Raw genomic sequence first — 26,315 nt, 5'->3', positions numbered from 1 at the left:
CCTTGACCACCATCGTGATGCCGGAGGTCTCCAGCACATCTGGCCCTCCTCGCCTCGACCGCGCTTCATGCAAGTCATCGGGAGCCCGGCCAGGGGTAGCCGAGCTGATCAGCGAACTCCTTCGAACCACCGCAGACCTCGGCGACCTCGCGGGGGTCCCCAGCAGTGAGACGCGCCTCAAGACGCTCGACTTGGTCAGCCGGGTCGTCTCCGGAGACCGGAAGGGTCATTCTGAACTGAAGCCAGGGACGGCCTTCCCCGATCGCGGAACGGCTGGGGTGGAACAGGAAGATGTTGATCCGGTCAGGTTCCCAGTGCCAAGCCGAGACGCCTCCCAGTTCGCATTCCCAGGTCCCAGGCCGGCCGACCTGCTCCCGGAGCCTTGCCTCCAAGAGCCGGGCGACTGTTCGGGCCGGCCACTCCCAGCCGTGGTCTGTCGAAGCCCGGCGGACCTCCGCCTCGTACTGGTCCACGTCGAATCGAAGCTCAGGGAGATCGACATCACCTTCGTCAGGATTGCGCCAGCCGCTCCAGATCACGTGCTGTCCTTCGCGCCTGATGGTCACGTAGACGGCGCCGCAGCATCCTTCTGTGCACTCGGCCTCGGCAAGCCGAACCTCACGGGGGATGTTCGTCGCGTGAAGCGGCGTATCCGGCCCCAGGAGATACCGAGGGTCAACTGCTGGGCCTTCGTCGAACACTTCGGCCAGGATGTCCCGTCCGTTGATGATCGGTCGGCATTCCACGGTGCCCTGATGGCTCCCCAGCGGTGGTACGACGATGCGGAGGGCCAGCAGACGAGGTTGTGTGGTCATTGGCTGATGGTCTCGGAGTCAGTGGCAGTTGTCCTGTGTTTTTCCGTCGGTCGGCACAGGAGGTCCTGGCGAAGACGGCCCAGCGGACGGCGGCGTCGGGGTGGATACCGAGGAGGCCGACCAGAATGGATGCGAGCAGGGCGCCGCAGAGCGTGTCGACGTTGTTGGCCGCGGCTCTCACGGACCGGACCCGGCCAGCACGGTGGCATCTGGAGTGCCGCGGCACCAGGCCCCGCTCGATTTGTCGCCGTTCTTTCAGGACAGTTTGGTGAAGGCCCACGTCTGGACTGCGGTGGAGGATTCCGACTGCTGGGTGAGCAGTGCCCCGTTCGTGGTGGACGCGGCGGTGAGCAGCAGTCCGCTGGACTTGCTCGTCAGCTTGCGGCCGCCGGTCACGGGAGTCGTGGTCCAGCGCTGGTTCGCGGCGCCGCTGCATGCCCACTGGATGATGGCGGCACCCGCCCGCGTGGAGTTGGCTTCGACATCGGCACAGGCCGCTCTGCACGTTCTTCAGGGTGTACGTGCCATCGGTGTTGGCCGCGACGTTCCACTTCTGGTTGTCACCGCTGTTCCAGAATCAGCCGACCAGCTGCGTGCCCTGGGTCGGCGAGTGCGCCGGCACGTCGATCGACTGAGTGCCGGCGGAAATCCGGTTGATCCCGGCCGCCGGTCCTGTCGGCTTGACGCATGTCGTGGACGACTGGTGGGCGCCCCGGTCGGGTACGCAGTCGGCCGGGACGGCGTTGCCGAAGTAGTCACGCCCGCCCGCATCCGGCGCTTCGGATCGGTCGTCACCTTGGGGGCATCGATCGCCGAGTGATCCTGAGTGATCTGGCCGCACGCGTGGCGAACTACGAGCGAAATTCTGCCCGTTGGCGCCTTCGCGGGAGCGGCCACCGGCGGCGGTCACCCGGCACGGTGGGACCGGCCAGCGAACGTCGCGGCGGCGCGGACGTGTCCGATCAGGCGGCCCCTCCGGCCTGCGCGGCGCCGTCACCAAAACCGGCATCGTCCACCACGGCTACTGAGCCGCACGGGACGAGTGGAGGTCGCAAGGCGCTTCACGAGTACCGGACAGCGGTGCCGTACCCCTGATAGACCGTCCGGGTCTCGATCGACTCGCCGGACAAGAAACCCACCCTCGTGTGCGTGTCTGAGGCTGCTACGAACCGCACCGCAATGACCGCGTCGGCCGCCTGGCTCGCGGCTATCGCCTCAAGGTTGGAATATGCGTCGGCAAGATTCCCGGCCTGAGCCCCCCAGATGATCCAACTCAGCGCTATCTCACGCCCCGTCAGCGGTGAATCAGTAGTGGTCATAGGAACTGGTTGGCTCTGTCTCCCCATCGCATCAGTGTGGCGGGTAGCGCAACGGGTGCCAACTCATATGAATCCAGGACGACGGCGGTCACTCCGAGGCCAGGGGCCGCGGAACCCTTGCCCTCGGGCCGAAGCCATCAGCGTCCCGCGGAAGGGCGCTATACCTCCGGTGGCGGTCCCTGCCACACCGTATTTCTCACCCCCCAACACCGAGTAGTGCCTACGGAAACATGGGCTACGGTCGAATCGATGCAGATAGCAATGAAGGAATAAGGACGGTGACCGCCATGAGCCGCACCACGCAGGCGTACCGCATCCCTGAATGGGAACACCCCGCCGAAGTCGTCGGACGCATCCAGAACAACGTCGACATCTTCCCCTTCAGCGAGGTCGAGGAAGCGTACAAGGCACTGCACGACGGCACCCTCCACGGCCGTGCGGTCGTCACTTTCGACGACTGGACCGGGCAGCGCCCGGGGCGCGTGACCGTGTCTCGCCAAATCCGACGTTTCGCCTTGCGTCCGGGAACAGACACGATGCGCACGATCCAGGCTTGAGTGGCCTGAGCCACTTGCTCGACATCCCGCTTGTGCCGGGTCAGGCGGGTTGGGCGGGTTGGGACGGCTGATGTGATGTGCGTTCATGGGCCCGTCAGCCAATCGATGTACCAGGTGCGGAACCCGGAACTCACCGGTACAAAGCCGCCCCAGTCTGGGTCGATCCGCCAGATTTCGCCCGTGTGCGGGCCGTTCAGGACCAGTCGGATGAAGATGCCGCAGCCCTCATCGGCCAGCATGAGCGTGCCCGAGGTCAGCGCATCGGTCGGTACGCCGATCCGGCCGGGCAGGCGTTCGGTGAGGGGGAACGGCCCGGCGAGACGACGCTGCAGCCGGTCTTCCTCCCACTCGTTGTCCGCGGCCCACTCCTCGCCGGCCTCCCGGCGTGGAGTGGTCAACGGCATCAGCCCGTGGCCGGGCCCGGCCGGGCCATTGCCCACCTCCGAGACGAAGGACCGGTACTCCACCGGCAGATCAATGCCGTGAGACTCCTCGAATGCCCGGATCTCCGTTTCCGGCAACCGGGGCGCCAACGCGTACCGATGCGTGCGCGCCCCGAAGCGGGCCCACTCCGGGTCCCGTGCCGCCATCTTCCGTACCTGCGCCTCGGTGTTCCGGGCCGTCGTATTCCCCGCCCGCGATTGCCGGTGTTGTGGGCGATCACGAGGCTCGGTCACGCGACCAGGCACAGCCAGGCCGCCGCGAGTGCGGCGTGACCGGCCGGTGTCGGGTGTACGCCGTCCTCGGCCCAGTACTCCGGCCCGGTCGTCGCGGCGAGCTCGGCGAACATACCGTCGGCGGCGAGCAGAAGCGCGTTGTACTTGAGGGCGAGCCTGCGCACGACCTGGATCTTCGGGTCCAGATCGGTGCGCCATTCCTTTCGCTCTTCCTCGCCGATGAGCGCGACACCGGCACCGGCCTCGACGACGCCGTGGATCGGCAGCAGGAACGGCTCGATGAGGATCAGCTCTGTGCCTGCCTCGGCAAGGGGCGCGAGCAGGCGGTCATAACCCGCTTCGAACTCCTCTACGGAGATCACGTACCCCTTCGGGTCCAGTGTGTGCCAGCCCATGTCGTTGACCCCGACGAGGATCGACACCACGTCCGGGCTCGCGTCGAGCACGTCCGCCTGCCAGCGGGCTTCGAGGTCCATCACTTTGTTGCCGCCGATCCCGGTGTTCAGCCAGTTCACGGGCCGGTCCGGGTGCCGCAAGCCCCACTCGCCCGCAACGCGCAGCGGGTAGCCGAACCCGAGACCGTCTTCGCTCTCCAGCCGTTGGCAGTCGGTGATCGAATCGCCGGTGAACATCACGGTGCTCCCCGGCCGGACAGTGATCGTCATATGCGCTCCTTGAATTCGGGTGAGGAGAGAAAGCGGAAATCCACAGCCGGATGGGCACCCGGCAGGACCTCTCGAAAGGTGCCAGACGCCACCGACACCGGACCGACAGCCCCGACATGCCACCGACACCACGGCTCCGCCGTCCGATCGCGCCTGGTCAAAGTCCCGGAGCAGCCACGCAGGGCTACGCGCCACCTGGCCCGTGTTCGCGGAACACCGTCTCGGCCTGGCTGGCGAGTTCGTCGGCCGCGATGCAGGCGGCGTCGAGCTGCCGCAGCAGGCCGAGGAGCTGGGCGCCCATGGCGTCCTCGACCTCGGGCGGCTGGTGGGCGTACTCACCCCGCAGCACGCCTTTGATGCGTTCTGCGGCGGCCGCGATGCCTCGGCTGCGGCCGGCGCGCGCCAGGGCGGCGCGCAGTTGCGCGATGGTCAGCTTGGCGCCCCTGGCCGGGGTCGGGGCGATGCGCAGGATCTCGCGTGCCTCGGGCCTGGTCAGTGGGTTCGTCCAGGTGGCGAAGGCGTCCAGGGCAGCCGGGTAGTACTCGCGCAGCAGGGAGCGGACCTGATTGGACATGTGCTGCCGGTTCCACTGTGCGTCTTGCTGGGCGCGCGCCAGGACCGCCACCGTTCTGGCCTGCGGAGTGTCGGCTGGGATCGGCCGGTGCACGTGCCTGTCAGTGCGCAGGATGTTCGCCAGGATCAGGGCGTCGCCGGGGTCGGACTTCTTGCGCGAGACGCCGTGGCGGTCTCTGTACCGGGATGCTGCCATGGGGTTGATCGCGTAGACCTTGCGTCCGCCCTGGTTGAGCAGAGCGACAAGCAGACCGCGGTTGGTCTCGATGCAGACCGGGATCGGATCGTCCGGGCCGTCGCCGTAGTCGGCGAGCAGCTCCGAGAGGATCTTGTAGCCCTCGGCATCGTCCGTGATGCGACGCTTCGCCAGCATCGTTGATCACGGCGACATCATGGTGCGACTCGGCCCAGTCGATCCCGCAGTAGATCACCCTCTATTCCCCCTGCCCATGTGTCGTTGTCAGTGCTGGTGAGAGCACATGCGGAACCGCGCGTCGCGCTAATCACAGGCATCGAGTGCCGACATCTCAGAAGACTTCTCGCGGCGCCAGCGCACCGCACGGGCCCCTGTCTATTCCCCAGGGCTCGACGGCCCGGCACTTTCAACGGGTCACCGTGCGGTGTGCTCACACCACGAGGTCAACGAGCGCCACCGTGCGATGGTCACATGTACGCCAACCGCCCCTCATGTGACCACCCCACCACGTGCCAGACAGCCCGCCGCTCTACGGCGAGGCATCGGACGCCAGCTATACGACAGGCGTGACGGTCCAGCACTCGAACAGTCCGGCCGGGAGCAACGTCCCGAACCAGAGCCGTTAGCTACTGATCAGCTATGCGAGTAAAACGCACAGCTGAATTGATCACGGGCGTTGTCGGCACGGGGGTCTTGATCAAAGATGAAACCCCGTACCTACTCCCTTCCCGCGCTATCGATGTGCATCTCCGCCGCCGAGGTATCCGGCCGTCGTCCCACAGCCCGCCGACCGGATCGGCCACCCACCGCTTGCGGCGAGGCCGTGCAGGAGCCCGCCCACCCGGCTTCGTCCCGAGACATGCAAGGAGCGCAATACTTTGAGCGCTGCATCGCCCGCCTAGAGCAGTGGCGCGGCCTGGTCCTGCGAACCGACAAGCTCGCGCGCATGTATCAGGTCGCACCCCACCTCACTGCCTCCTGTCCGGATTCGCGGATGACCGAGCACGGAGTCGAGCCGCTGAGCGGAGAAATCCGGTGGCCCAGGCTTGAAGTCATCCCTAGCATCCGCCTATGACCGAGGACATCAGTACCGCAGGCAACGACCATGACTCAGAGGCTGAAAGGGAACTTTCCTGGCGGGCCGAGTCTGTCGGCCTCGCGGCACTCGACACGGATGACGCCGAGCTCATGCACGGTTGGCGATCCGATCCCGTGACCGCCCACCAAATGGGCATCTGGCCGCGCTCACTCACCGCTGTGCGCGAGCGCATCGAGCGCTACATCGACGACGACGATCGCGACGACTTCCTCATCCTCCTGCCCGACAGCACCCCGGTCGGCCACGTTGCACTGAGCGGCCAGAACATTGTCGACGGCACAGCTCAGGTCGAGCTGATGCTCGCTGCTCAGCATCGCGGACACGGCCACGGCACCGCCGCTCTCGACGCCCTGGTGGATCTCGCATTCGGCGAACTCCCGATGTATCGGCTCGCGGCAGAAACCCACACTGACAACAGCCCAGCACTCGCCGTCCTTGCCAAGTCCGGCTTCACCAAGGAAGGGATCAGCCGTGCAGCCTGTCTCCATCGCGGTCGCCGCTACGACCTCGCCGTGCTCTCACTGCTCCGTCCCGAATGGGAAGAACTGAACCGTCCTCGCGCCTGGGACGCCTGACCCGGCAGAGCACCTAACAGGACAGTATCCAGATGTCCAGGACACCGGTTTTCGCGTCAGCAACGGCGCTGGCCAATTCGTTCGGGCTCGGCGGACACAACGTCACTTTTGTTCTCACCAAGTGACGACGAGACCTTGACTGCCGCTGGGCGGCATTGGCCCTCGGGCCAGTTTGCCGCCCACTCGTGATGTCGTGTCGTGGCTCAGACCGGCCTGACTATCGGGCAGGCCGGTCACGACATCACGAGTTCAGCCTCAGTCGGCGAACTCGTGGAGGAAATAGGAGAGCAGGTTGTGCAAAGTCCCGGGTTGTTCCAGGTGCAGGTCGTGGCCGGTTCTGGGAATGCTGACGGCCACGGTGGTGGGTCGCCGGCGGAGCATGTCGTCGGCTTCCTGCGGAGGGATGATGCTGTCCTGGGCCAGGACGACCAGGGTCGGGCACGTGACCTGCTCCCACTCGTCCCGGTAGGAACGCCGGGCGTTCTCCGCCAACGAGCGGACCATCACGTCCCGATCGAAGTGTGGCCACCAGCCACCGTCTCGTTCTTCCAGGCCGGCCGCCCAGCCTTCACCGATCAGGCCGCCGCCGAGGAACTGGGCGGCGGCCTCGCGAGAGGTGAACGGTATCGGCCACGAGTCGAGCCATCGGCCGACCTCGGCGGGAGCATCCGGGTTCGCGCCGCCTGGGCCGGCGTCGATGAGCACGAGTGCGCGGGCCCACTCGGGATGTGCGGCGGCGGTGAGCATGGCCGTGTGCCCGCCCAGTGACTGGCCGACCAGGACGGGCCGTCGCAACTCCAGCTGATCGATGACGGTGATGACATCGGTGACATAGGCAGCGCGAGAGACGTCTTGTGGGCGGCGTTCGCTGGCGCCGTGCCCGCGTTGGTCGACCGCGACGACTCGATACCTGGGGCTCAGACGCCGGGCTGTTGCATCCCACTCACCCGCGTGGCCGGCCAGACCGTGCAGCAGCATGACGGGCTGTCCCGGCCCACCCCAGTCTCGGCAGACAAGTCGGACACCGTCTCGCGTCACTGTGCGTTCGGACCAGGACATGTGGGTCTCCAGAGGATCGGCTGACCGTGATCATGCCGCAACAGACTCCGGGCCTTCGGTCGAGTGGCCGCGTTCGAAGCGGGCTCCGACCCTCGCCAGAGCGACGAGGTGGGGTACGTCCACAGAGCGTCAGAGGGTCTGGGTGGACTCGACGAGCTCCGGACACCGTCGCCAGGGCTTCCGTGCGGCAGCCGGCCCCTTGGTGACCTTCGTCCGCAGCCGGACAGTCGCGAAGGCCGACTCGTCACCGTGACCACCTGCGCCGCATCCGCAGCACCCCTGTCCACCCCCTCTCTCGAACAGCTTGGTCACCGTCTGAAGGATTGCGATCCGGCGGAGCAAGCCGCTCGCGACCAGGCCCTGCCTGCTCGTTCGCAGGCGGGCCGGGAGCATCGAATACCGCCGGCACTGCTGGTACACCTTCGGCGCGGGAGGGAAATGCCGCGACGAGACCGTGCTGTGCCTCGGGCGGACCCGCGCCGACCACTACGTCGCAGCGAGTTCGGGCGGCTGGTCGCGGCAAGCGCTCAGTGTCCGCTTCCGGGAGCGCGCGGAGCCCCGCAGGATCGTACGGCGCGGCGCCGGAGGATCAGCGGTAGTCATCGACCGGTTTGTTCATCCCGCCGTGCGTGATGTCCTCGAAGTACGCCCAGCAGTCCGGCCGGCTGCCGTCGACGTCCCGTACGTCGTAGGTCCTGGCGAGCTCGGCGCTGGAGGTGGACTTCCCGTTCCAGCGGGCAGCCCGGTCCGGGTCGGCGGCGAGCGCGGCGACCGCGCGGGCGAGGTAGTGCGGCGATTCGGCGATCGCGAAGGCCGGTTCCTGGGCGACGGCGTCGCGCCAGTTGTCCTCGCTCACGCCGAAGTGGGCGAGCATCTGTTCCGAACGCAGGAAGCCCGGCGTGACGGCGACCGCCGTGCCTCCGTACTCCGCCAGTTCCTCGCCCAGCCCGAAGGCGATCCGGATCGGTGCGTTCTTCGCGAGGTCGTAGTAGAGGTTCTCGCGGTAACGGCGGTTGGAGACCGCAGTGCCGTCGGTGACCTCCACGTGCAGGGGCGCATCGGAGCGGACCAGGAGCGGGAGGGCGAGTGCTGCGGTGATCACGTGCGAGCGCACCCCGAGTTCCAGGATGCGCAGGCCGTCGGCGAGTGGTGTCTCCCAGCTCTTCTTGCCGAAGACGGAGCCGATGAGCAGGTGCTCGCCGCCCCACAGATCGTTGACCAGGATGTCGAGCCGTCCCTGTTCGCGATCGATCCGGTCGACGAGGGCACGTACCCGGTCCTCGTCCAGGTGATCGGTGGGGACGGCGATGCCGGTACCGCCGGCCGCTGTGACCAGTTCCGCGGTCTCCTCGATGGTTTCCGTGGTCCGGCCGACCTCGCTGGTGTGCTCGCGGGTGGTGCGACCGGTGACGTAGACGGTGGCTCCGGCGCGGCCGAGTTCGACGGCGAGGGCGCGGCCGGCGCCGCGGGTGGCCCCGGCCACGAGCGCGATCCGGCCGGTGAGCGGGCCGTCCTGGCCGGGGTGTTGGGTGTTCCTGTCCTTGTCCATGACACCACGGTGCACGTTAAAGGCGACATCTCATGTCGTCTTTTCTTCCTGGAGTGTTCCCGCTCTGCGGAATCGGCGTCCGCGTCGCCCGCAAAGGAATCGAATCCGGCGAACGACTCGGACGCCGCAGACGGGTCATCGAACGCGCCATGTCCGAGCTGACCGGCTCCCGCAGACTCAACCACCGCTACGGACGCCGACCCCGCAACTACCCGGCCTTCCTCGGCCTCGCCGGGGCACTGTGCTGCCACACGCGAGTTCCCCGCCTCACCACATCGGACGCCGTCTTGTTTCCAGACCGAATCGCCGAATCGTCCGGGAGCCGCCGCAGGCCTCCTCTCCTCGCCGACAAGGCCCGGGAACGGTCAGTGCCGATCGGCCGGGACGGCCGCCCGCAGCTCGCCGCCGACGTTCTGCGGGGCGCCCCGGCCGTCCGCGATGAACCGCAGGATGTCGTCGGCCAGCTGCTGGGGGTGGGCGGTCTTCAGGGTCGTGCTCAGGGTCTCGTGGGTGTCGTAGAGCGTGGAGCCGTCGGGCAGAGTCCGGCCGTCCGAATCCCTGATGATCGACCATTCCGAGTCGCCACGGTGGAAGTTGTACGCCTCGTCGTCACCGACGATCGTGACGTCACAGCCACACCCGAACCCTTCGTCGCTCTCCGGGTCGTAATCGCCGTCCTCGTGACGGGTGTTCAGCGTCACTGCCCCATCGTGCTGCCCGGCGAGCAGGGACGCTACGGCCACCACGGTCCGGTGGGCGTCAGCGGGCACCGGAGCGGAGCCGGGGGAGGTGTGCAGGGCGCGCACGGTGGTGGAGGCGTGCCGGGCGACCAGGCCGTGGATCGTGCCGGACACCGACCGCAGCGTCTCCAGAGCATCGCTCAGGTTCGCAGGCTGCCCGGGGCCGGCCAGGGCGGGCAGCTCGGCCTCGCCGCGCTCGACGATCCGGCCGACACCGCGCGAGAGCTCCTGGAGGGCGTCGGCGCTGTACTGGAGCTGGACGAAGAGTGCCGAGGCGACCGTGGCGGCCTCCTGCGGGGTGTAGAGGGACCAGGGGCTCGAAAGGGCCTGTGCCGAGGCCCCAGCGGTCTCCGCCGCAGCACAGGCCATCTCCACCGAGTCCTCGGGGTCGTTCATGCCGAACTCGACCGCGGTGCGTACCTCCGAAACGAGGTCATTGCATTCATCGGCGGCCTGCTCGTACAGGGCGTCCCAGGGGGTGTTGTCGTCGAGGTCGGCCGTCGAGGCCTGATTGATGAGCATGCCCGAATCCTCCCAGACTTCGATGCAGGGCTGCCGCATGGGAAGACGGCCAGGCGGCCACCTGTGCAACGCCGCCCCGAGGCGGACGTGGAAATGTGCTTGCCGCGTCGCTGCCCGCACCTCTCGAAGTGGCCCGGCTCGCCGCCCAACCGCCCAACAAGCCGACGACACCGCTCGCCCACTCAGTAAGGGACCATGCCATGACCGCTCCGCACGCCTTCCCTCTGGAGCCCACCCCGATCCATGTGCCCGACGAGGTCCTCGACGACCTGCGCGCCCGTCTCGCATTGACCCGTCCGCCGCTGGACGAGGGAAATGGGGACTGGTCCTACGGCGTCCCGGACAGTTATCTCCGTGAGCTGGTCGCCTACTGGCGGGAGGGGGCACACCCTGATGACCGAGACCCTGGGATACGAGAAGTACGCCGCAGGGGGCTGCGACATCGGCGGGATCGTCTCCAGCCAGCTCGGCCACAAATACGCTGACGAGCTGTACGGCGTCCACATCGGCTCCGGGCTGCCGCTCGACTTCTTCACCGGCCCCCGCGCCTGGGACTTCGCCCGGAATCGGCCCCTCACCGACGATCAGCCCGCCGACGTCCGCGCCCGCGTCATCGAGCTGGACCACCGCTCGGCGTCCCACCTCGCCGTGCACATGCTCGACGGTGCAACCCTGGCCCACGGGCTGAGCGACTCACCCGCCGGACTGCTCGCGTGGTTGCTGGAGCGTTGGAACGCCTGGAGCGAAAACGGCGGTGACATCGAGTCCGTCTTCACCAAGGACGACCTGCTCACCCACGCCACGATCTACTGGGTGAACAACTCAGTCGCCACGTCGATGCGTTACTACGCCAACGCCAACGCCAACGCCAACGCCAACCGCTACCCCTGGGCCCCCGCCCACGACCGCACTCCGGTCGTGCAGGCTCCGGTCGGCCTGACCTTCGTCACGTACGAGAATCCGCCCGGCATTCACACCGCCGACGAGCGCGTCCGGGCGTTCAAGACCAGCCCGCAGGCCGATTGGTTCAACCACGTCAACGTCAACGCCCACGACCACGGCGGCCACTTCATCCCCTGAGAGAACCCCGACGCCTGGGTGAGCGACCTGCGCCGTACCTTCCGCGGCCGCAGGCCCTGAACACCCCTACGCGCTCGTCCGGCCATGCGGCAGGCCGAACGGCTGCCTGGCGGGCGGTGCGCGTCGGCTGACCGGCCCGCACCACCTGTCGCGCCGCCTGCCTGAGCCGGCCTCCCCAGGGGACTCCGCTCGCCGCGACACCCCGGTTCGCCGCTGTGCTGCTGGTCGAGACCCCCGACGACGAACTGGCGGTCCGCGTACTGAGCTGCGGTCACGCGTCGCCGCTGCCGCCGCAACACCGCCCGAAGCGAATGTGAACTCTCGCGGTCACCGCACGTCCCGCTTCTTGTATGAAGAGCGACGGCGTTCTCGGTAGCGGCGCCGCGTCCCTCCCACAGCGGGCAGCGTGGACACGGCGTCGAAACCGCCGCAGGCCGTCAGCAACTCCGAGGACACATGGCTCGCTGAAGTGCTGAATCACGGTCACCCGTTGATGGCTGCAAGGACCTGTCCCGAGCGCTCCGGTACCGTCTAGGCATGCCGTTCTACGTTCATGCGCAAGACAAGCCGGGGGTCGCCGACCAGTTGCTCGAGTTCGCCGAGGAGCACTGGTCCTACATGGACCGGTTCGACGGCCGGTTGATACTCCGCGGCCCCACCCTTTCCGACGACGGTGAGGAGCACACGGGAAGCGTCCACATCGTCGATTTCGCCGACCGCGCCGCCGCGGAGCGGTTCGCGACGGAGGAGCCGTACTGGAGGGCTGGTCTCTACCAGGACTTCACGGCCGTTCCGGCGGTGGTGCTGCTACGCCGCGAGCCGGCGGCGGATGCCCCGTACACGCTCATCACTGCCCAGTGGCCCCCGCATGCCCGCACCCCGGGCGACGCCGAGCAGCGGCTGCTGGGTGCGGAGCCGGACGGCCGGCTGAGCTTCGTTGCTGTCCTGGTCGACGATGACCACGACAGCACGACGGGCGTGGTCGCGGCGGTGCGATCGCTTCCGGACGAGGCGCAGAGCCTGGTCCAGGAGTTGGCAGACCGGCTCGCCGGTGGACCCACGCCTCTCACGGCCCAGCGCTGGCAGCGTGGCGGACGCAACTGAGGGGCCGCGGCGAGAGTGGATCCCGGCGCGATGTACCCGAGCGGTACAGCCCCTGGGGCCGGGTCTGCGCCCCGGCGCGGGACGGCGGGTGGTCCGCTGCCTGCGGTCCACAGGTTCCCCTGTTCGGACGACTCGTGCGGACGGCGGAAGCCTGTCGAGCAGATGCCGTGGCTGACCAGGTGGCACAGCAGGTGGTTCCGGACCGTCGCGTGGCTGTCGCGCACCCAGTTCGAGGGCAAGCCTCGCCCGACTGGCCACCGATGGGAGGACGAACCCCGCGACAGGCGTCGAGCTGTTCGTCAGCCCCACGCGGTCGAATGACACCTGCGCGAGGTGCTCGCCAAGCTCGACGTCACATCGCGGAATACGCTTCGCGGAGCGAGCGCTGGTCGGCGCCTGACCACCAGCCGGCTCGTCCCGAAGGCTGACTCACGGTCATCCCCGCCGCCCTCGGTGGTCTGGGCACGGCCGCGTTCTGGATGCCGGTGCTGCTGAGCTGGTTCGGAGTGGGTGGCACCGCCGGGTTCAGCGGTGGCGGCTGGGAGAGACTGGCCCGTCTCTGCGTCGCCCCGGGGCTGCTGTGGGGACCGCTCGTCCTGGTCCTGACATACGCCCACTACGTACGCCGCTGCCGCCCCGTCGTACAGCACGCCCCCACACCCCACCGAGGTCTGCGGGGCTGGTAGCGCGTACCCGGCGGGCGTGACCGCCCAGTGCGAGGACGGGGCCCACAGCCCTTCGGTTGCGGGACGTGCGCGAAGACAGCCACTACCCGCCGAGCTCTCGGCTGCGTTCGAGCGGGGGAGACCCTGCTCCTCGCCGAGTTGTCGGGGACGCCTGGATACATCCAGTATTCGGGCGTCCCTCCGCGTGATGCACCGCGTCCGACGCCGCACACCGATCCGCCAGGGATTACGGGACAGACCTTGGCAGTCACCCTCCGATGAAGCTCACTGTTTCTGTCACGTCCACCCGTCCAGTACGCAGATGTGGCACGCCCTCCTTCTCGAATCCGACTGCGACACCGCAGAACAGTGCGAGCCCGTCATCGGCTCCGACTGTCTGGGCGACAGTCTTGCGATACATCGTCCACATCACCTGGGGGCAGCTGTGCAGCCCTTCCGCCCGCAGCAACAGCATGACCGTCTGCAGGTACATCCCTGCGTCTCCCCACTGCCCGGGACCCATCGCACGGTCGAGGTAGCAGAACAGCACAACTGGTGCCCCGAACGCCTCCGCGTTCAAGGTGGCGATCTTTCTGGGCCTCTCGGGGTCGTCGCGTTCGATGCCCAGAGCTGCGTAACGCTGGGCGGCCGCGGCGGAGAAACGGTCCACATACGGTGAGGTCAGGTCGGCCGGGTACATCGGGTACTCCCGCTCATCGCCCGGGTCTCCGGCCAGTGCCCTGGCCGTCGCGCGCCTCTTCAATTCGGCCAAGGGCTCACCGGTTACGACGTACACATGCCACGGCTGGAGGTTGCCGCTCGACGGAGCTCGGGTGGCTGCAGACAGTACTCGTTCGAGTGTCTCCATGGGTACCGGCTCATCTCTGAACGCCCGCACGGCCCGGCGGCTGTCCACGGCTTCGTACACATCCACGCTCTCTCGCCCTCTCGCTCAACGACAAACCATCTCAACCGTATTCAACGGTCAGAGCCGTCCATGGAGCGGTGCGGGGGGTGGTACAGGAAGCGCAGCACCGTCGAGCGGGTGATCAACCGGCTGAAGAAACCCCCGTGCGGTTGCCACTGGATACGCCGAACACGCCCACGTCTACGTCGGCGCCGCTACCGCCGCAGCCCTCATGATCTGGCTCCGCCGGTGATCGCCAGGGCAGTGCCCAAGGGTGGGCGTGCCGAGAGGCGCGGTCCGGCGGACACCACCGGGCTGTCCCGCCGGCCGGGAGGGGGCCCCTGCCCACACCCGGTCCCGTTGGGTGCAGCCGGTGGCGGCGATGGTCTTCATGAGCTCCGGGGAAAAGGGCGGGCGCCACCGGTCGAGGAAGATCGAGACCAGTGGGCACCTGTGGTCGGTGCGCCAGGTCAGGCAGCTACGAAGTGCTCGGCACCGGTACGAGTGGTGTGCAGGTCCGGTCCCCTTGGCCGAGGACGATCTCCTCACCCATCACCGCCTGAGGAGGCCCTGCTGCGCCCGCCCGTCACCGGCTACGGCTTCTTGACCCCGAGCCACTGAAGGATCTCGGGGGTCACGGGGTCGGTGATGTCGGCGAACTCGTCATGCTTCTTGAGGTACTTGGCTACGTAGGGGCAGACCGGAACGATGCGCATGCCGCTCTCGCGCACGTCGTTGAGGGCCTCCGTCACGAGAATCGAGGCCAGACCCTGGCCGGCGAACGCGTCGTCGATCTCAGTGTGGTAGAAGACCCGCTGTCCGTCCCGGTCGCGGTAGACGGTGAAACCGGCGGTCGCGCCGTCCACCTGGATCACGTACCGGTGCCTCGCGTCGATTCGCTCCACGACGGGAGCGGAGGCGTTCTGTGTCGTCATGGTGTTTCCAGTCCTTGAGACGGGGTGGGGGCGGGGGATCAGTGGCGTGGCGGGTTCCCGCGCGGCTGGATGGTGGCGTTCGGCAGAGTGGGGGCGGGGAGGCGGTCACCGGGGTACCCATCGACGGCACCGAAGCGCTCGGAAGTTCTCTCCCAGTCCTCGCGGGCCCGGACGATGTCCTCGTGGCTGCGGCCGATGAAGTTCCACCACATGACGATCTCCTCCTCGAACGGTGTGCCGCCCAGCAGTAGCAGCCGTGCCGTGTCTTCGGAGGTATTGGTGAGCGTCAAGGTGTGGGCGCCGGGGCCTACGTATCCCAACTCCGCTCGGAGCAACGGTGTTTCACCCAGGCGGATGCTGCCCTGATCGACGAGGACACCGTGCTCGAAGCCGGTGTCCACGGTGAGGGTGACTGTCGCGTGCGGGTCGATGAGGATTTCGGCACCGAGCAGCGGGGTGAACGTCCGCACGGGTGACTCAGTGCCGGCGAGTGTTCCGAGGAAGACCCGGGCCTCGCCCCCTGCCAGGCGGACGGGATCGGGGACGTAATGCTGGAAATCGCGCCCCGTATGCCGGTGCTCCTCGGGCAGGGCCACCCACAGCTGGGCGCCGTGCAGGATCGTGGTCCGCGGGGTCGAGACCTCCGTGTGGCTGATTCCGTGCCCACCCGTCATGAGGTTGAGCTCGCCGGGGCGCACGAAGGCGTGGCTGCCCATGCTGTCGCGGTGCTCGATCTCACCGCTGAAGAGCCAGGAGACGGTCTGCAGTCCGGTGTGGGGGTGGGGCGCAACATCCATGCCGCCCGTCTCGGCGACGTTGTCGGGGCCGTAGTGGTCGGCGAAACACCAGGCGCCGATCAGCGTGCGGCTCCGCTGCGGCAGAGTGCGCCGCACCGTCATCGCCCGCGGTCCGCCCAACGGGACGTCGCGTGCGTTCAGCACCTCGACCCGCGGTGTTTCTGTGCCGTGCCCGTCGTCCACCGAGGCCGCGCAGCGCACCTCGGTCGGGTCCGTCTCAGCGTTGCTCATTTCCCAGCGCCCCCTGAACCATGCTTGTTGGATATTCAACTATCATGGTTTGATCTTAGGGCACCACCGCCCGAAGCGTACGACAAGAGCAGGCGGACCGGCGTGGCCGGAAGGAGACCGGAGTGAGCGACGCGATGACGGCACCGGAGGATCGACGGGTCTTCGTCGACAAGCAGTCCCCCAAGGCGTACCACGCCCTGGTCCAGACCTCCGAGGCGGTCCGCGCGACCGCCGCCGACGCAGGCCTGGACCGTGTCCTGGTGGAACTGGTCAACCTCCGCGTCTCACAGCTCAACGGCTGCGCCTACTGCCTCGACGTGCACACGAGGGCGGCGCTCCGTGCGGGCGAGTCCACCCAGCGGCTCGGAGTGCTCGCGGCCTGGCGGGACACGGAGGTGTTCACGCCCAGAGAACGCGCGGCGCTCGCCCTGGCGGAAGCGACCACCGATCCCGCGGACGCCGCCGCGCAGGAGGCTGCCTACGGTGCCGCCCGTGCGGTGTTCGGTGACGACGAGATCTCCGCGGTGATATGGGTGGCGATCACGATCAACGCCTTCAACCGGGTCTCCATCCTGAGCAAGCATCCCGTACGCCGGGCACCCGGAACGGCTGTCCCGGGACGCTGACACCCTCGCGGCAGGGCGGCGTCCGGGGTCATGACGCGATGGAACGCATTCATCGGACAGTCATGTCGCGGTTGCCGGTACTGCTCCCATCGGCGACGACGGAACGACCGTGGGGAAGCGGCATAGGCTCGGTAGACCGTTGTGTGAGCTTGTCGGCACGGCATCGTTTCGCCGGTCATGGGGGTGGCGGCAACCGCTACCGCCTGAGGAGGGTCTTTGAATCGCCCCGGGTTTGATGGAGATATCGAAGACCCGGAAGGATGCCGTTCGTGGCTGCTCCCCGTAAGTACCCCGACGAACTGCGTGAACGCGCGACGCGTCTGGCGGTCGAGGCCCGCAAGGACCCGGCCGGCCGGGCCGGTGCGATCAGGCGCATCGCCGACCAGTTGGACGTGCATCCCGAGGCTCTGCGGGGGTGGGTCAAGCGGGCCGAGACCGACGAGGGCATCGTGCCCGGGACCACCAGCGCCGAGGCCGCCCGGATCGCCGAGCTGGAGCGGGAGGTGAAGAACTGCGGCGGGCGAACGCGATATTGAAGTCCGCCTCGGCTTTCTTCGCCGCGGAGCTGGACCGTCCACTGCGATGAAGGTCGCCTACATCGACCAGCACAAGGATCTGTTCGGCGTCCAGCCGATCTGCGACGTCCTCGCCGAGACGGACGCGCCGATCGCGCCGAGCACCTACTACGCCGCCCACCACCGCCTGCCGTCGGCCCGCAGCCGGCGCGACGAAGAACTCACCGAGGAGATACGCCGCATCCACACCGACAACTACGGTGTCTACGGGGCCCGGAAAGTCCATGCCGCCCTGGTCCGCGAGAACTTCACGGTGGCCCGCTGCACGGTCGAACGCCTCATGCGCCGGGCCGGGCTGCGCGGGGTGATCCGGGCCAAGAGCCCGCGCACCACCCGCCCCGCTCCCGAGACCGACCGGCCCGCCGACCTGGTCGAGCGGCAGTTCACCGCCACACCGCCCCGAACCAGCTCTGGGTCGCGGACATCACCTACATCAAGACGTTCTCCGGCTGGGTCTATGCCGCCTTCGTCATCGACGTCTTCTCCCGCATGGTCGCCGGCTGGCAGGTCGCCACATCCCTCTACACCGAACTCGCCCTGGACGCCTTGGAGATGGCTATCTGGAGACGTCGTCACGCGGGCGGCGATCTGGCCGGTCTGGTCCATCACTCCGATCGCGGCGTGCAGCCCGGACTCAATCGGTTGTCGCAACACCGGCTTCTTGAGTCAAGAGTAGGTGTTCGTTGAGGGCTTCAGCGGGTGTCTTCCATCCGAGGGTTTTGCGGGGGCGGCTGTTGAGGGCGAGTGCAACGGCTGCGAGGTCGTCTGTCTGCCATCGGGACAAGTCCGTGCCCTTCGGAAAGTACTGCCGCAGCAACCCATTCGTATTCTCGTTCGTGCCGCGTTGCCACGGGCTGTGCGGGTCCGCGAAGTAGATTTCGAGGCCGGTGTCGACGCGGAGCCGGGCATGCTGTGCCAGTTCTTTGCCGCGGTCCCAGGTCAACGAGCGACGCAGCTGCTCGGGCAGCGTGGTGATCGTGGAGGCGATCGCGTCCCTGACGGCCTCGGCACCCAGACCGGCCAGCGCCGGCCCGTTCTTCACCCTCGGCCCGGTGCCAAAGCCTTCCATCCGGGGCAGGTGCAGCAGCATGGTAAACCGGGTCGTGCGCTCGACCAGAGTGCCGATCGCGGACTTGCCGGTGCCGATGATGAGGTCGCCTTCCCAGTGTCCCGGGACTGCCCGGTCCTCGGCCTCGGCCGGTCGTTGGCTGATCATCACCTCGGGGGTGACGTGCCCGTTCGCCCGCCGTCGGGCTCGGACGCGGGGAACCCGCAGCGCACGCCCGGTACGCAGACAGCCGACCAGCTCACGCTTGAGGGCTCCACGTCCTTGGATGTAAAGCGCCTGGTAGATCGCCTCGTGCGAGATGCGCATGGACTCATCATCGGGGGCCCCGTCCTCAAGTCGAGCTCATCTTCTGCTGACCGCCGTGGGCCGTCTCCCGCTGGAGACGAGGAGCACCTGCGGGACAGCCTTCAGGCCGTGGCCGTAGATGCATTCGGCCGCGGCGGCAACGCGGTCCTCGCACGGAGGGTCGGGAAGAGTGAGCCCTGTGGAGTATCGGCTCCGTGCGCTCGTGAGGACGGCCCAACTGCGCGTCATGGCCTGGGTGAGGTGCTCCACGACCTCCGCGAACGGGGGACAGAGGCCACTCACTGCTCTCCACGCTCTCCACGGCGAAGCTGCCGACGGCTGGCCGGTCAGAAGTGAGGATGAAGGACCGCACTTCCGTGCGTAGCTCCCGGCGTCCCGGAGGAGTGCGTCCGGAAATGACGTCGGTGCGTGCCAGCCTGATGGTGTAGAGGAGGGTGCAGTGCGCGCCCTGTACTGGCCTGCAATCCGGGCCGGGAAACTCGGCACAAGGCGCTACGAGTGCGCTGGCCTCATCCAGGGGGCGGCAGGATGTGCCAGTACAGGTCACGGTGGCCCGCTGGCCGGATGCGCCTCACACGCTCGAAGAGACCCGTGCCCCGCCGCATGCGCTGGCTGCTAATGCCGCCGTGCTCACTGGTAGTTGTGCGCCGCGGCGGGAGGATGGGGACAGACGGAGCGGGGTGGGCCGCCCGCCTGTGCGCAAGCACCGATCCCCTTTCGGGGCGCGTGCCGAGGCCGGGCAGGCCGTCACCCGGTAGGGGAGGAGCATGAAACCGCTGGTCGGCATTGTGTCGCAGGGTGAGATCGCGCCACCGATGCCCCTTGCACCGCATCGCACTTGCCATCGGCGCCGCACGGAACCGGACTTCGTTCCAGTTGGCTGCTCGTTAGACGGTGTCGTACGGACAGTGCGGCCGGCGGTGCGCACGTTCGGTCAGGAAGCGCGCAGCCACCACGAGTGGGAGCGGTATGCGTACGGTCCGGTGCGACGGATACGAGCCCTGTTCGCCACCTCGCCGGCCGCCCGTGACGCGCTCGGAGGCCGTTGCCTGAAAGATCAGCGGGGGATAAGTTCGCCATTCTTCCACGATCTTGCCTAAAGCCCTTCTAAGATCGCTGGCAAGGCGGTTCTCCGCATCTCTATGTACTCCCTCACAAACAGGGCATCAGGCCCTTCTGGACGCTGAGAGCAGGGGATGACACCTACGAATGAACAAGCGAAGGGAGCCGCGCCCGAGCCGCGTCGGCGACGGCCGGGCATGCTCGGTCGCCGCACCGTCGGCTGCCTGGCAGCGCTCGCCTTGGGAATCGGCAGTGGCTCGTTAGCCGTGGCGCCTGCGGCGCACTCGCAGACGGAGGACGGGTCCGTGACGGTCCGGGTGATCCGGGCCGTGGACAACAGCGGAGTATGGACACCTGCACTGGAACCGGGCATCGCGGGTGTCAAAGTAACCCTCACCGACGACGTTGGGACAGGCGTCGAGGGGGTCACGGCGGCCGACGGCACCGTGACACTGACTCCGGCGGAAAGCAGGGCCACCAGCGGCAAGTACCGGGTGCAGGTGGTGAATCCGAAGCCGGGCGCACTGTTCCCGGCCTTCGCCTCTCGCCAGGGACTGGACGGCGCGCCCAACCGGCTGAGCAGCAATGAGGAGTTCGTCGACCTCTCCGGCGGGAAGAGCGTGGCGTACACCACCGGGTTGTGGAGTCCGGGTGATTACTGCCAGAAGAACGCGCCGCTGATGACGACCTGTCAGCCCGCTGCGCGTGAGGGCGGGGCTCAGCGCACGCTGGTCTCCTTCCCGTACGACGCACGCGGCCAGGACGGCGTCGACGTCAACGTCACGAACGTCGCCACCGACGCCGAGACCGGAACGTTGTTCGGCATCGCGTGGAACAAGGCCGACAAGCGGGCGTTCTCCTCAGCGGTGGCCAAACGCACCACGGACTACGGTCCCGGTGGCGCCGGGGGGATCTACGTGAGCGACCTCGCGCACAAGAAGACCACGCTGTTCACCGTCGTCCCGGACGCGGGGAAGACGACGCACGGGTCGGGTACCGACGACGCCTTCCTTGCCGTACCGGGCAAGGAGAGCCTGGGCGGCATCAAGGTCACCGATGACGGCAAGGACCTGTTTGTCGTCAACCTCAACAACCGCAAGCTCTACCGCTACGACGCCACGGCGGCGACCGCATCGGCGCCGAAGGCCGTCTACACCATCCCGGACCCGGGCTGTCCGGCGACCGGGGACTGGCGCCCCTTCGGCCTCGGCCTGCAGGACGGCGTCGGCTACCTCGGCGGTGTGTGCTCCGGCGAGTCCACCGGGAAGCTCTCGGACCTGCGCGCGGTGGTCATGCCTTTCGACCTCGCCACCGGAGAGTTCCGCAAGGCGGTGCTGGACCAGCCGCTGGACTACCCGCGTGAGTCCACGGTCGGCGGTGGTCCGTGCGACGGCGCGGGCTGGTTCCCCTGGACCAACACCTTCCCGACCTCCCAGAACGGACAGGCCTGCCAGGGCTATCTTGCCCAACCCGAACCGGAGTTGGGCGAGATCGGGTTCGAGGCCGACGGCTCCATGCTGCTGGCCTTCCGTGACCGCTTCGGCGACCGTGCCCCGGCCGGTCCCACACCCAACACACCCGCCAACGTCCTGTCGGGCGGCGACCTGAACAAGGCGTGCCTGGCGGGCGGGGTGTACGTGATGGACACCAACAACGGCTGCGGACTCTCCCCCCGGGGCACCCGCTTCTTCGACAACAGCCGGATGGGCTCCCACCACAACGCGTCGTTCGCCGGCATGGCGCTCTCCAAGGTCGAGGACACCATCGCGACCGCCGGCTTCGACCCCAACAGCACCGCCTTCGGGTACGGCACCGCCTTCGTCCAGCGCGACGGCAAGCAGGACCCGAAGGGCGGTCTGCGCCTCAACCCGTCGGGAAGCATCGCCCCGTTCGGCAAGGGCGCCTCGATGGGTGACCTGGAGGTGCTCTGCGACCAGGCACCGCTGCAGATCGGCAACAGGGTCTGGTACGACCCCGAGCGCAAGGGGATCCAGGGCCCGGGCCAGCGCCCGGTCGTGGGCGCGACCGTCAACCTGTACGACGAGTCGGGCAAGCTCGTGGGGACGACCGCGACGACGTCGCGTGGCGAGTACTACTTCGACGACTCCAACGTCACCGGAGGTCTCCGGCCGAAGACCAAGTACACCATCCGCCTCGACAAACCGGCCGACTACGCCAAGGGCGGTCCGCTCCACCAGTGGGTGCCCACGGACGCGGATGTCGGGGACAACCACTTCATCGACTCCAAGGGCATCGTCCCGCGCGACGCACGCTTCCCGGAACGGGCGTTGACCACCGGCGGGCCCGGAGAGAACGACCACACATACGATTTCGGCTTCCGACAACAGGAAGGCGTGCTGCGCCTGGTCAAACACGACCAGGACGGCAGAGCGCTGGCCCGGGCGAAATTCCAGCTGTGGAAGGAGACGAACGGCTCCGACGAGCTGCAGACCACCGGTGCGGAGCCGGACACGAAGGTCGGCAAGCCCTGTATGACCGGGACCGACGGCATCTGCCGCGGCAACGGTGCACCGGGCACGTACTACTGGCAGGAGGTCAGCCCGCCCGCGGGATACGCCGTACCGGACGTGCCCGTGTCCGGGCCACTGGTGCTGACCTCCGACAACCTCGACGACGCGGCCTCGGTGACAGCGGTCAACCGACGGCTTCCCGCCACCGAGCCGACACCGACACCGACGGTACCGAGCACGCCAGGCAAACCGGGTTCGCCGGGGGCTCCGGGCGCACCGGGTGCACCCGGCCACACCCCCAACTCGGGCCTGGCGTCCACCGGCACGAGCCAGGTGGTCCCGCTGGCCCTGGCCGGGTGCGCCGCGCTCACCGTCCTCGGTGCGGCACTGGTCGTACTGATGCGCCGGCGAAGGGCACAGCACCGCTGAGGGGCGTCCCTGAGCGGTGCGACCGGCACCGGTGACCGTCCGGGCCGGTTCGGGCGGGTTCGCGGACCAGCGGTTCGCGAACCCGCCCTCCTGTGTGACCGACCGATGAGAGAAGGCGACCGCATGGCTCGGAAGAGGAAGACCGACGGCCGTACGCCGCGTCGGGCCCTCTGGTTGAGAACACTGATCGCGATCACGGCGTGCGGCGCAGCAGTGGGCGGCCTGGCTGCCTACCGGGCCTACTCGGACGACGACACCACCACCGAGCGGCCGGTGACGATGGAGGAGGCGTCCAGGCTGGCGCTGTCGCGGCTGAACCTGTACCAGGCCAGTCCCGTGGCGGTGACCCTGACCGCCGCCGAGGGCGGCGGAGTGGAGGTGTGGGTCAAGGGGGTCGTGGACTACCGGAACCACCGGGCCGTGGGGAGCTACCGAGTCACCGGATCCTCCGGCACTTCCGGGTCCGCCACCGGGCAGCTCGACCACGGGCTGATCGTCTGGGACACCGGCGGCCTCGGCCTGGCCCCCGCGCCCAAGGGCGCCAACGGACCGCCATGGCAGCAGGCCGAGCACATCCCGCGCTCGGGCTGGTCCGCGCGCTCCTACACGGCCGACCCCCTGGACGCCGGGCTCCAACTGCTGATCGGACTCGGCGCGGACCGCCCCGACAACCCGCTGCTGCTCGCACAGTCCGGGGCTCGTCGGCTGGGGCGTGATCGCATCGACGGCCGCAGCTACGACCGGTTTGCAGGACCGCGGGCCCAGGGCGCCACGCCCGGTGCGGGTCCCGACGGCGGACGGTCGCCGCTGACGTACTGGGTCGACGGTGACGGCGGCCTGCGGCGGGTGACGATGCGGATGCCGGGCCTGGGGACTCCGACCACCGTGGAGTTCTCCGGGCGCGAGGGCCGCGCGAAGCTCCCCGGGGCGCCGTGGGGCACCGGCTGACATCTCGGTGCCGGTGGGCCCCGGCTCGCGCGGTTGCCGACGGCCCTCCTCGACCCGCCCTTCGGGGTGGCACGGTGAACGGGGGCCGCGGCCACCGCGGCGACGTGCTCAGTGTGTGCGCGGCACGGCGTTCACGTCCTTCGGGAGCGGATACGCGGCCGCGTCGACGGCCCCCGGCAGACCGGTCGCCGGGCTGCCGGGGGCCGTCGGGTCCGGCATGGACGGCTGGGCGGGCGGGGCCGGTACCCGGCTGAACGGGACGCCGGGCGGCGCCTGCACCGGCGCGGTCCGGCCGGTGGGCAGCGCGCCCCGGCCGCGGGTGCCGCAGCCCGCGCGCCCCTCCAGGCCGCTCGGGCTCTGGGTGCCGGGCCGGTTGCCCTCGAAACAGTTGCCGGGGTCGGCCGAGGCCAGCACGAGGTCGATGCCGTTGCCGGTGGCGCGGTTGCCTTCGACGCGATTGCCGCTCGCCGGATGCCCCGGCGGGTCGGTGACGACCACTCCGGCCGCCCGGTTGCCCCGTACCAGGTTGCGCTGGACGAGGTTCGCGGTGCCGCCGCCGATGCCGATACCGATGCCGAAGCCCCCGTCCGCCTGCTCGGGCGTGTCGGCGGCGTTGTTGTCGGCGACCACATTGCCCGCGATCACCGCGCCGTGCTGGGGGGCGAGGGCCTCCAGGTCGTTGGAGTTGACGGTGACGCCGACCCGGTTGCGGGCGATCCGATTGCCCAGCACCGACAGGCTGTCCGAGGCGTTGGTCAGTTCGATGCCGACCGCGTTGCGTTCCACGGTGTTGCCGCGGACGACGGTGCCACAGGGCTTGCACTGGCCGACGTAGATGCCGGAGTCGGCGTGCCCCGAGGTGTAGGAGTCCTCGATCACGCCGTCGCGCGCGTCAAAGGCGTAGATGCCGTACAGGCCGTTGTTGTACGCCGTGACCCGGGTCGCGCGGAAGCCCCGGACGGCAGGGAAGCGGGTGGTGTCCAGCGGGTCGTATGCGGAGCCGCCGGCGCCGCGCTGCTGCAACCGCTCGTCGGTGACGCCGGTGAACAGTACGCCGTTGGCGAGGTAGCCGTGCACCGTGAGGTTCTCGACCACCGAGCCGGCGCCGGTCACGGTGATGCCGTTGGCCAGACGCAGACCGCCGTCGAAGACCACCTTGTTGCGATCCGTTCCGCGCAGCACCAAGCGGGGCTTGGTGACGCGCACGCTCTCCCGGTACACGCCCGGGCCGATCAGCACCGTCTCGCCCTCACGAGCGGTGTCCACCGCCTGCTGCACCGAGGGGAAATCCTGCGGAACGCGCAGCACGCTGCCCGCCGGATGCCGCGCATCGCCGGACGTCGAGCCCGTACCGGAGCATCCGGTGGCCGCCAGTGCGACCGTGACGACCACTGCCGACAGTCGCAGCGCCGCCCGGAACACCGCCGTCGGGACGAGCGAGCGGTTCAACGAGCGTTCTGGAGACAGGGTTTGCATGGCAGATGTTTTATCGTCTCCAATAGGCCTATGCCCACCGAACAGGGAAATGCGCAGGATCCGTCCCGACCCGCGGCAACCGGTTTCGGTCGGCGTCGGGCACTGCTCGCAGCCGGAGCGGTTCTCGCCGCCGGGGTCGGCGCGGCAGCCGACGAACTGGCGGGAGACGACGGGACAGTCGGCCCTGCCACCGCCGGCGCACCGCCGGCCGAGGCCGCGATTCCCTTCCACGGCGCCCGACAGGCAGGTATTACGGCGCCCCAGCAACCGGCGACCCACCTGCTCTCGTTCGACCTCCCGCAGACTTCGGCCGCCACCGACCGGAAAACCCTTCGCCGTGTCCTCGGCGCGCTGACCAGCACGCTCGCCACCGCAGCATCCGACGCCCCGCCGGACCCGCGGCTCCAAGGCGGTGGCGCGACCCGGCTCACCTCCCTGGTCGGCATCAGCCCCGCTCTCGCCGCTCGCCTCGACCTCAACGTCCCCGCCTCACTACGGGATTTACCGCTGTTCCCCGGCGACCGCCTCGACCCGCGCCGCAGCAACGGCGATCTTCTGGTCCAACTGTGCGCAGCCGACCGCTGGACGCTCACGGTCGTCGCCGAACTCGTCGGCGGGGCCGCACACGCCGCAGGCGCCGTGCCTCGCTGGTCCCAGTCCGGCTTCCTGCCCCACACACCCCCGGGTACCACCCCGCGCAACTTGTTCGGCTCCAAGGACGGCACCGCCAACCCCGATCACGCGGCGGCCGAACAGTGGGTCTGGGGCCCTCCCGGAGCCCACGAGGACGGCACCGTGCTGGTCTACCGCAGGATCCGCATGGACGTCACCGGCTACGCGGCTCTCTCCGAGAGCCGGCGCGACCGGGTGATAGGCCGCCGCGCCCGCGACGGCGTCGCGCTCAGCGGCACCGCCGAGCACGACGAGCCGGACATCTACGCCAAGAACCCCGACGGTTCCTACGTCATCCCCGCCACCGCCCACGTGCGTCTCGCCAGCCCCCGCTTCGACGGCGGTGCGCGTATGCTCCGCCGCAGCTACAGCTACGACGACGGCCCGGCCGACCGCGGCCTTCTCTTCTGTGCCTTCATGCGCGACTCCGCCCAGTTCACTCGCGTCCAGGACCGCCTGGCCACCCGCGACGCCCTCACCCCGTTCCTCCAGCACCGGGCCTCGGCCGTGGCCTACGTCCTGCCCGGCGCCTCATCCGCCGGGTCTCTGGGCGAACAGCTCTGGACATGAGGTCCTGATCCTGGTCCGCGCCGTTCGCTACTCCTCCTCGGCGGTT

The 26,315-nt window shown here is 68.7% G+C and carries 24 protein-coding genes, 5 pseudogenes and 1 other annotated feature; of the genes and pseudogenes, 15 read left to right on the top strand and 14 right to left on the bottom strand.

Annotation, left to right across the window (positions count from 1 at the left end):
- Window positions 1-74: 74 nt before the first annotated feature.
- From OHA19_RS02840 to OHA19_RS02830, 3 genes are all read right to left on the bottom strand, one after another.
- Window positions 75-815, bottom strand: coding sequence for a hypothetical protein (locus OHA19_RS02840; RefSeq protein WP_405720297.1), 741 nt, complete (start codon window positions 813-815; stop codon window positions 75-77).
- A 255-nt stretch (window positions 816-1,070) separates the two neighbouring features.
- Complete coding sequence (locus OHA19_RS02835) at window positions 1,071-1,262, bottom strand: RICIN domain-containing protein (RefSeq protein ID WP_405753203.1); 192 nt, start codon at window positions 1,260-1,262, stop codon at window positions 1,071-1,073.
- A gap of 614 nt (window positions 1,263-1,876) precedes the next feature.
- A complete protein-coding gene (locus OHA19_RS02830) occupies window positions 1,877-2,134 on the bottom strand; it encodes a hypothetical protein (RefSeq protein WP_405749288.1) in 258 nt (85 codons plus the stop codon).
- 287 nt (window positions 2,135-2,421) lie between these two features.
- Between OHA19_RS02830 and OHA19_RS02825 the strand changes: the two genes are divergently transcribed.
- Window positions 2,422-2,691: a hypothetical protein gene (locus OHA19_RS02825; protein WP_405720299.1), complete on the top strand. Its 270-nt coding sequence runs from the start codon at window positions 2,422-2,424 to the stop codon at window positions 2,689-2,691.
- Between the two features lie 83 nt (window positions 2,692-2,774).
- On the opposite strand, the gene OHA19_RS02820 is transcribed toward OHA19_RS02825, so the two are convergent.
- From OHA19_RS02820 to OHA19_RS02810, 3 genes and pseudogenes are all read right to left on the bottom strand, one after another.
- Window positions 2,775-3,281, bottom strand: coding sequence for an SMI1/KNR4 family protein (locus tag OHA19_RS02820; RefSeq protein WP_405720301.1), 507 nt, complete (start codon window positions 3,279-3,281; stop codon window positions 2,775-2,777).
- Window positions 3,282-3,364: 83 nt separating this feature from the next.
- Window positions 3,365-4,033, bottom strand: coding sequence for a GDSL-type esterase/lipase family protein (locus OHA19_RS02815; protein WP_405720303.1), 669 nt, complete (start codon window positions 4,031-4,033; stop codon window positions 3,365-3,367).
- Window positions 4,034-4,235: 202 nt separating this feature from the next.
- Window positions 4,236-5,037, bottom strand: a pseudogene (locus tag OHA19_RS02810) (IS110 family transposase); the annotation flags it as partial.
- Window positions 5,038-5,528: 491 nt separating this feature from the next.
- Here OHA19_RS02810 and OHA19_RS02805 point away from each other — a divergent pair.
- Window positions 5,529-5,877 (top strand): annotated as a pseudogene (locus OHA19_RS02805) (hypothetical protein); the annotation flags it as partial.
- Window positions 5,874-6,476, top strand: coding sequence for a GNAT family N-acetyltransferase (locus tag OHA19_RS02800; protein ID WP_405720305.1), 603 nt, complete (start codon window positions 5,874-5,876; stop codon window positions 6,474-6,476). The pseudogene OHA19_RS02805 and the gene OHA19_RS02800, both read left to right, overlap by 4 nt.
- A 255-nt stretch (window positions 6,477-6,731) precedes the next feature.
- Here OHA19_RS02800 and OHA19_RS02795 read toward each other — a convergent pair whose 3' ends face one another.
- Both OHA19_RS02795 and OHA19_RS02790 read right to left on the bottom strand, forming a co-directional pair.
- Window positions 6,732-7,535, bottom strand: a complete 804-nt coding sequence (locus OHA19_RS02795) for an alpha/beta fold hydrolase (protein ID WP_405749285.1) — start codon at window positions 7,533-7,535, stop codon at window positions 6,732-6,734.
- A gap of 589 nt (window positions 7,536-8,124) precedes the next feature.
- Window positions 8,125-9,084 carry an SDR family oxidoreductase gene (locus tag OHA19_RS02790; RefSeq protein ID WP_405749283.1) on the bottom strand — a complete coding sequence of 320 codons (960 nt, stop codon included), beginning with the start codon at window positions 9,082-9,084 and terminating at the stop codon, window positions 8,125-8,127.
- Between the two features lie 71 nt (window positions 9,085-9,155).
- Between OHA19_RS02790 and OHA19_RS02785 the strand changes: the two are divergent.
- A pseudogene (locus OHA19_RS02785) lies at window positions 9,156-9,359 on the top strand (IS5/IS1182 family transposase); the annotation flags it as partial.
- 90 nt (window positions 9,360-9,449) lie between these two features.
- Here the strand turns inward: OHA19_RS02785 and OHA19_RS02780 are convergent.
- Window positions 9,450-10,346, bottom strand: a complete 897-nt coding sequence (locus OHA19_RS02780; RefSeq protein WP_405720309.1) for a hypothetical protein — start codon at window positions 10,344-10,346, stop codon at window positions 9,450-9,452.
- Between the two features lie 200 nt (window positions 10,347-10,546).
- Here OHA19_RS02780 and OHA19_RS02775 point away from each other — a divergent pair, with 200 nt between their 5' ends.
- The 4 genes from OHA19_RS02775 (at window position 10,547) to OHA19_RS02760 (ending at window position 13,216) form a co-directional block, all read left to right on the top strand.
- Window positions 10,547-10,831: an epoxide hydrolase N-terminal domain-containing protein gene (locus tag OHA19_RS02775; RefSeq protein WP_405720311.1), complete on the top strand. Its 285-nt coding sequence runs from the start codon at window positions 10,547-10,549 to the stop codon at window positions 10,829-10,831.
- Window positions 10,740-11,426, top strand: coding sequence for a hypothetical protein (locus OHA19_RS02770; RefSeq protein ID WP_405749280.1), 687 nt, complete (start codon window positions 10,740-10,742; stop codon window positions 11,424-11,426). Before OHA19_RS02775 ends, OHA19_RS02770 begins: the two co-directional genes overlap by 92 nt.
- A gap of 537 nt (window positions 11,427-11,963) precedes the next feature.
- Window positions 11,964-12,530, top strand: coding sequence for a YciI family protein (locus OHA19_RS02765; RefSeq protein ID WP_405749278.1), 567 nt, complete (start codon window positions 11,964-11,966; stop codon window positions 12,528-12,530).
- 479 nt (window positions 12,531-13,009) lie between these two features.
- Complete coding sequence (locus OHA19_RS02760) at window positions 13,010-13,216, top strand: hypothetical protein (protein WP_405720317.1); 207 nt, start codon at window positions 13,010-13,012, stop codon at window positions 13,214-13,216.
- Between the two features lie 247 nt (window positions 13,217-13,463).
- Here the strand turns inward: OHA19_RS02760 and OHA19_RS02755 are convergent, their stop codons facing one another.
- The 3 genes from OHA19_RS02755 to OHA19_RS02745 form a co-directional block, all read right to left on the bottom strand.
- Window positions 13,464-14,129, bottom strand: coding sequence for a nitroreductase (locus OHA19_RS02755; RefSeq protein ID WP_405720319.1), 666 nt, complete (start codon window positions 14,127-14,129; stop codon window positions 13,464-13,466).
- Between the two features lie 566 nt (window positions 14,130-14,695).
- On the bottom strand, window positions 14,696-15,037 hold the full coding sequence (locus tag OHA19_RS02750; RefSeq protein ID WP_405749275.1) for a GNAT family N-acetyltransferase: 342 nt from the start codon (window positions 15,035-15,037) through the stop codon (window positions 14,696-14,698).
- 38 nt (window positions 15,038-15,075) lie between these two features.
- Entirely contained in the window at window positions 15,076-16,065 is a 990-nt protein-coding gene (locus tag OHA19_RS02745) for a pirin family protein (protein WP_405749273.1), read from the bottom strand.
- Window positions 16,066-16,199: 134 nt separating this feature from the next.
- Between OHA19_RS02745 and OHA19_RS02740 the strand changes: the two genes are divergently transcribed.
- From OHA19_RS02740 to OHA19_RS02725, 4 genes and pseudogenes are all read left to right on the top strand, one after another.
- Window positions 16,200-16,691, top strand: a complete 492-nt coding sequence (locus tag OHA19_RS02740; RefSeq protein ID WP_405722101.1) for a carboxymuconolactone decarboxylase family protein — start codon at window positions 16,200-16,202, stop codon at window positions 16,689-16,691.
- 269 nt (window positions 16,692-16,960) lie between these two features.
- Window positions 16,961-17,227, top strand: a complete 267-nt coding sequence (locus tag OHA19_RS02735; RefSeq protein WP_405720325.1) for a transposase — start codon at window positions 16,961-16,963, stop codon at window positions 17,225-17,227.
- 10 nt (window positions 17,228-17,237) lie between these two features.
- Window positions 17,238-17,366, top strand: a sequence feature (AL1L pseudoknot).
- A pseudogene (locus OHA19_RS02730) lies at window positions 17,274-17,573 on the top strand (IS3 family transposase); the annotation flags it as partial. It overlaps the preceding feature by 93 nt.
- Entirely contained in the window at window positions 17,528-17,953 is a 426-nt protein-coding gene (locus OHA19_RS02725; RefSeq protein WP_405753201.1) for a transposase, read from the top strand. The pseudogene OHA19_RS02730 and the gene OHA19_RS02725, both read left to right, overlap by 46 nt.
- Here the strand turns inward: OHA19_RS02725 and OHA19_RS02720 are convergent.
- A pseudogene (locus tag OHA19_RS02720) lies at window positions 17,901-18,674 on the bottom strand (IS30 family transposase); the annotation flags it as partial. The gene OHA19_RS02725 and the pseudogene OHA19_RS02720 sit on opposite strands and share 53 nt — an antisense overlap.
- A 1,334-nt stretch (window positions 18,675-20,008) precedes the next feature.
- Here OHA19_RS02720 and OHA19_RS02715 point away from each other — a divergent pair.
- Both OHA19_RS02715 and OHA19_RS02710 read left to right on the top strand, forming a co-directional pair.
- A complete protein-coding gene (locus OHA19_RS02715; RefSeq protein ID WP_405749269.1) occupies window positions 20,009-22,603 on the top strand; it encodes an SdrD B-like domain-containing protein in 2,595 nt (864 codons plus the stop codon).
- Between the two features lie 123 nt (window positions 22,604-22,726).
- A complete protein-coding gene (locus OHA19_RS02710) occupies window positions 22,727-23,551 on the top strand; it encodes a hypothetical protein (RefSeq protein ID WP_405749266.1) in 825 nt (274 codons plus the stop codon).
- A gap of 108 nt (window positions 23,552-23,659) precedes the next feature.
- Here OHA19_RS02710 and OHA19_RS02705 read toward each other — a convergent pair whose 3' ends face one another.
- Window positions 23,660-25,027 (bottom strand): right-handed parallel beta-helix repeat-containing protein, encoded by a 1,368-nt coding sequence (locus tag OHA19_RS02705; protein ID WP_405720331.1) that lies wholly within the window; start codon window positions 25,025-25,027, stop codon window positions 23,660-23,662.
- Window positions 25,028-25,057: 30 nt separating this feature from the next.
- Between OHA19_RS02705 and OHA19_RS02700 the strand changes: the two genes are divergently transcribed.
- Window positions 25,058-26,269, top strand: a complete 1,212-nt coding sequence (locus OHA19_RS02700; protein WP_405720333.1) for a Dyp-type peroxidase — start codon at window positions 25,058-25,060, stop codon at window positions 26,267-26,269.
- Window positions 26,270-26,315: the final 46 nt, after the last annotated feature.

The sequence above is a fragment of the Streptomyces sp. NBC_00012 genome (assembly GCF_045040875.1).
In the GTDB taxonomy this organism is placed as follows: domain Bacteria; phylum Actinomycetota; class Actinomycetes; order Streptomycetales; family Streptomycetaceae; genus Streptomyces.
The sequence above is the reverse complement of the archived record's forward strand: the minus strand, read 5'-3'. Positions and strand labels throughout refer to the sequence as shown.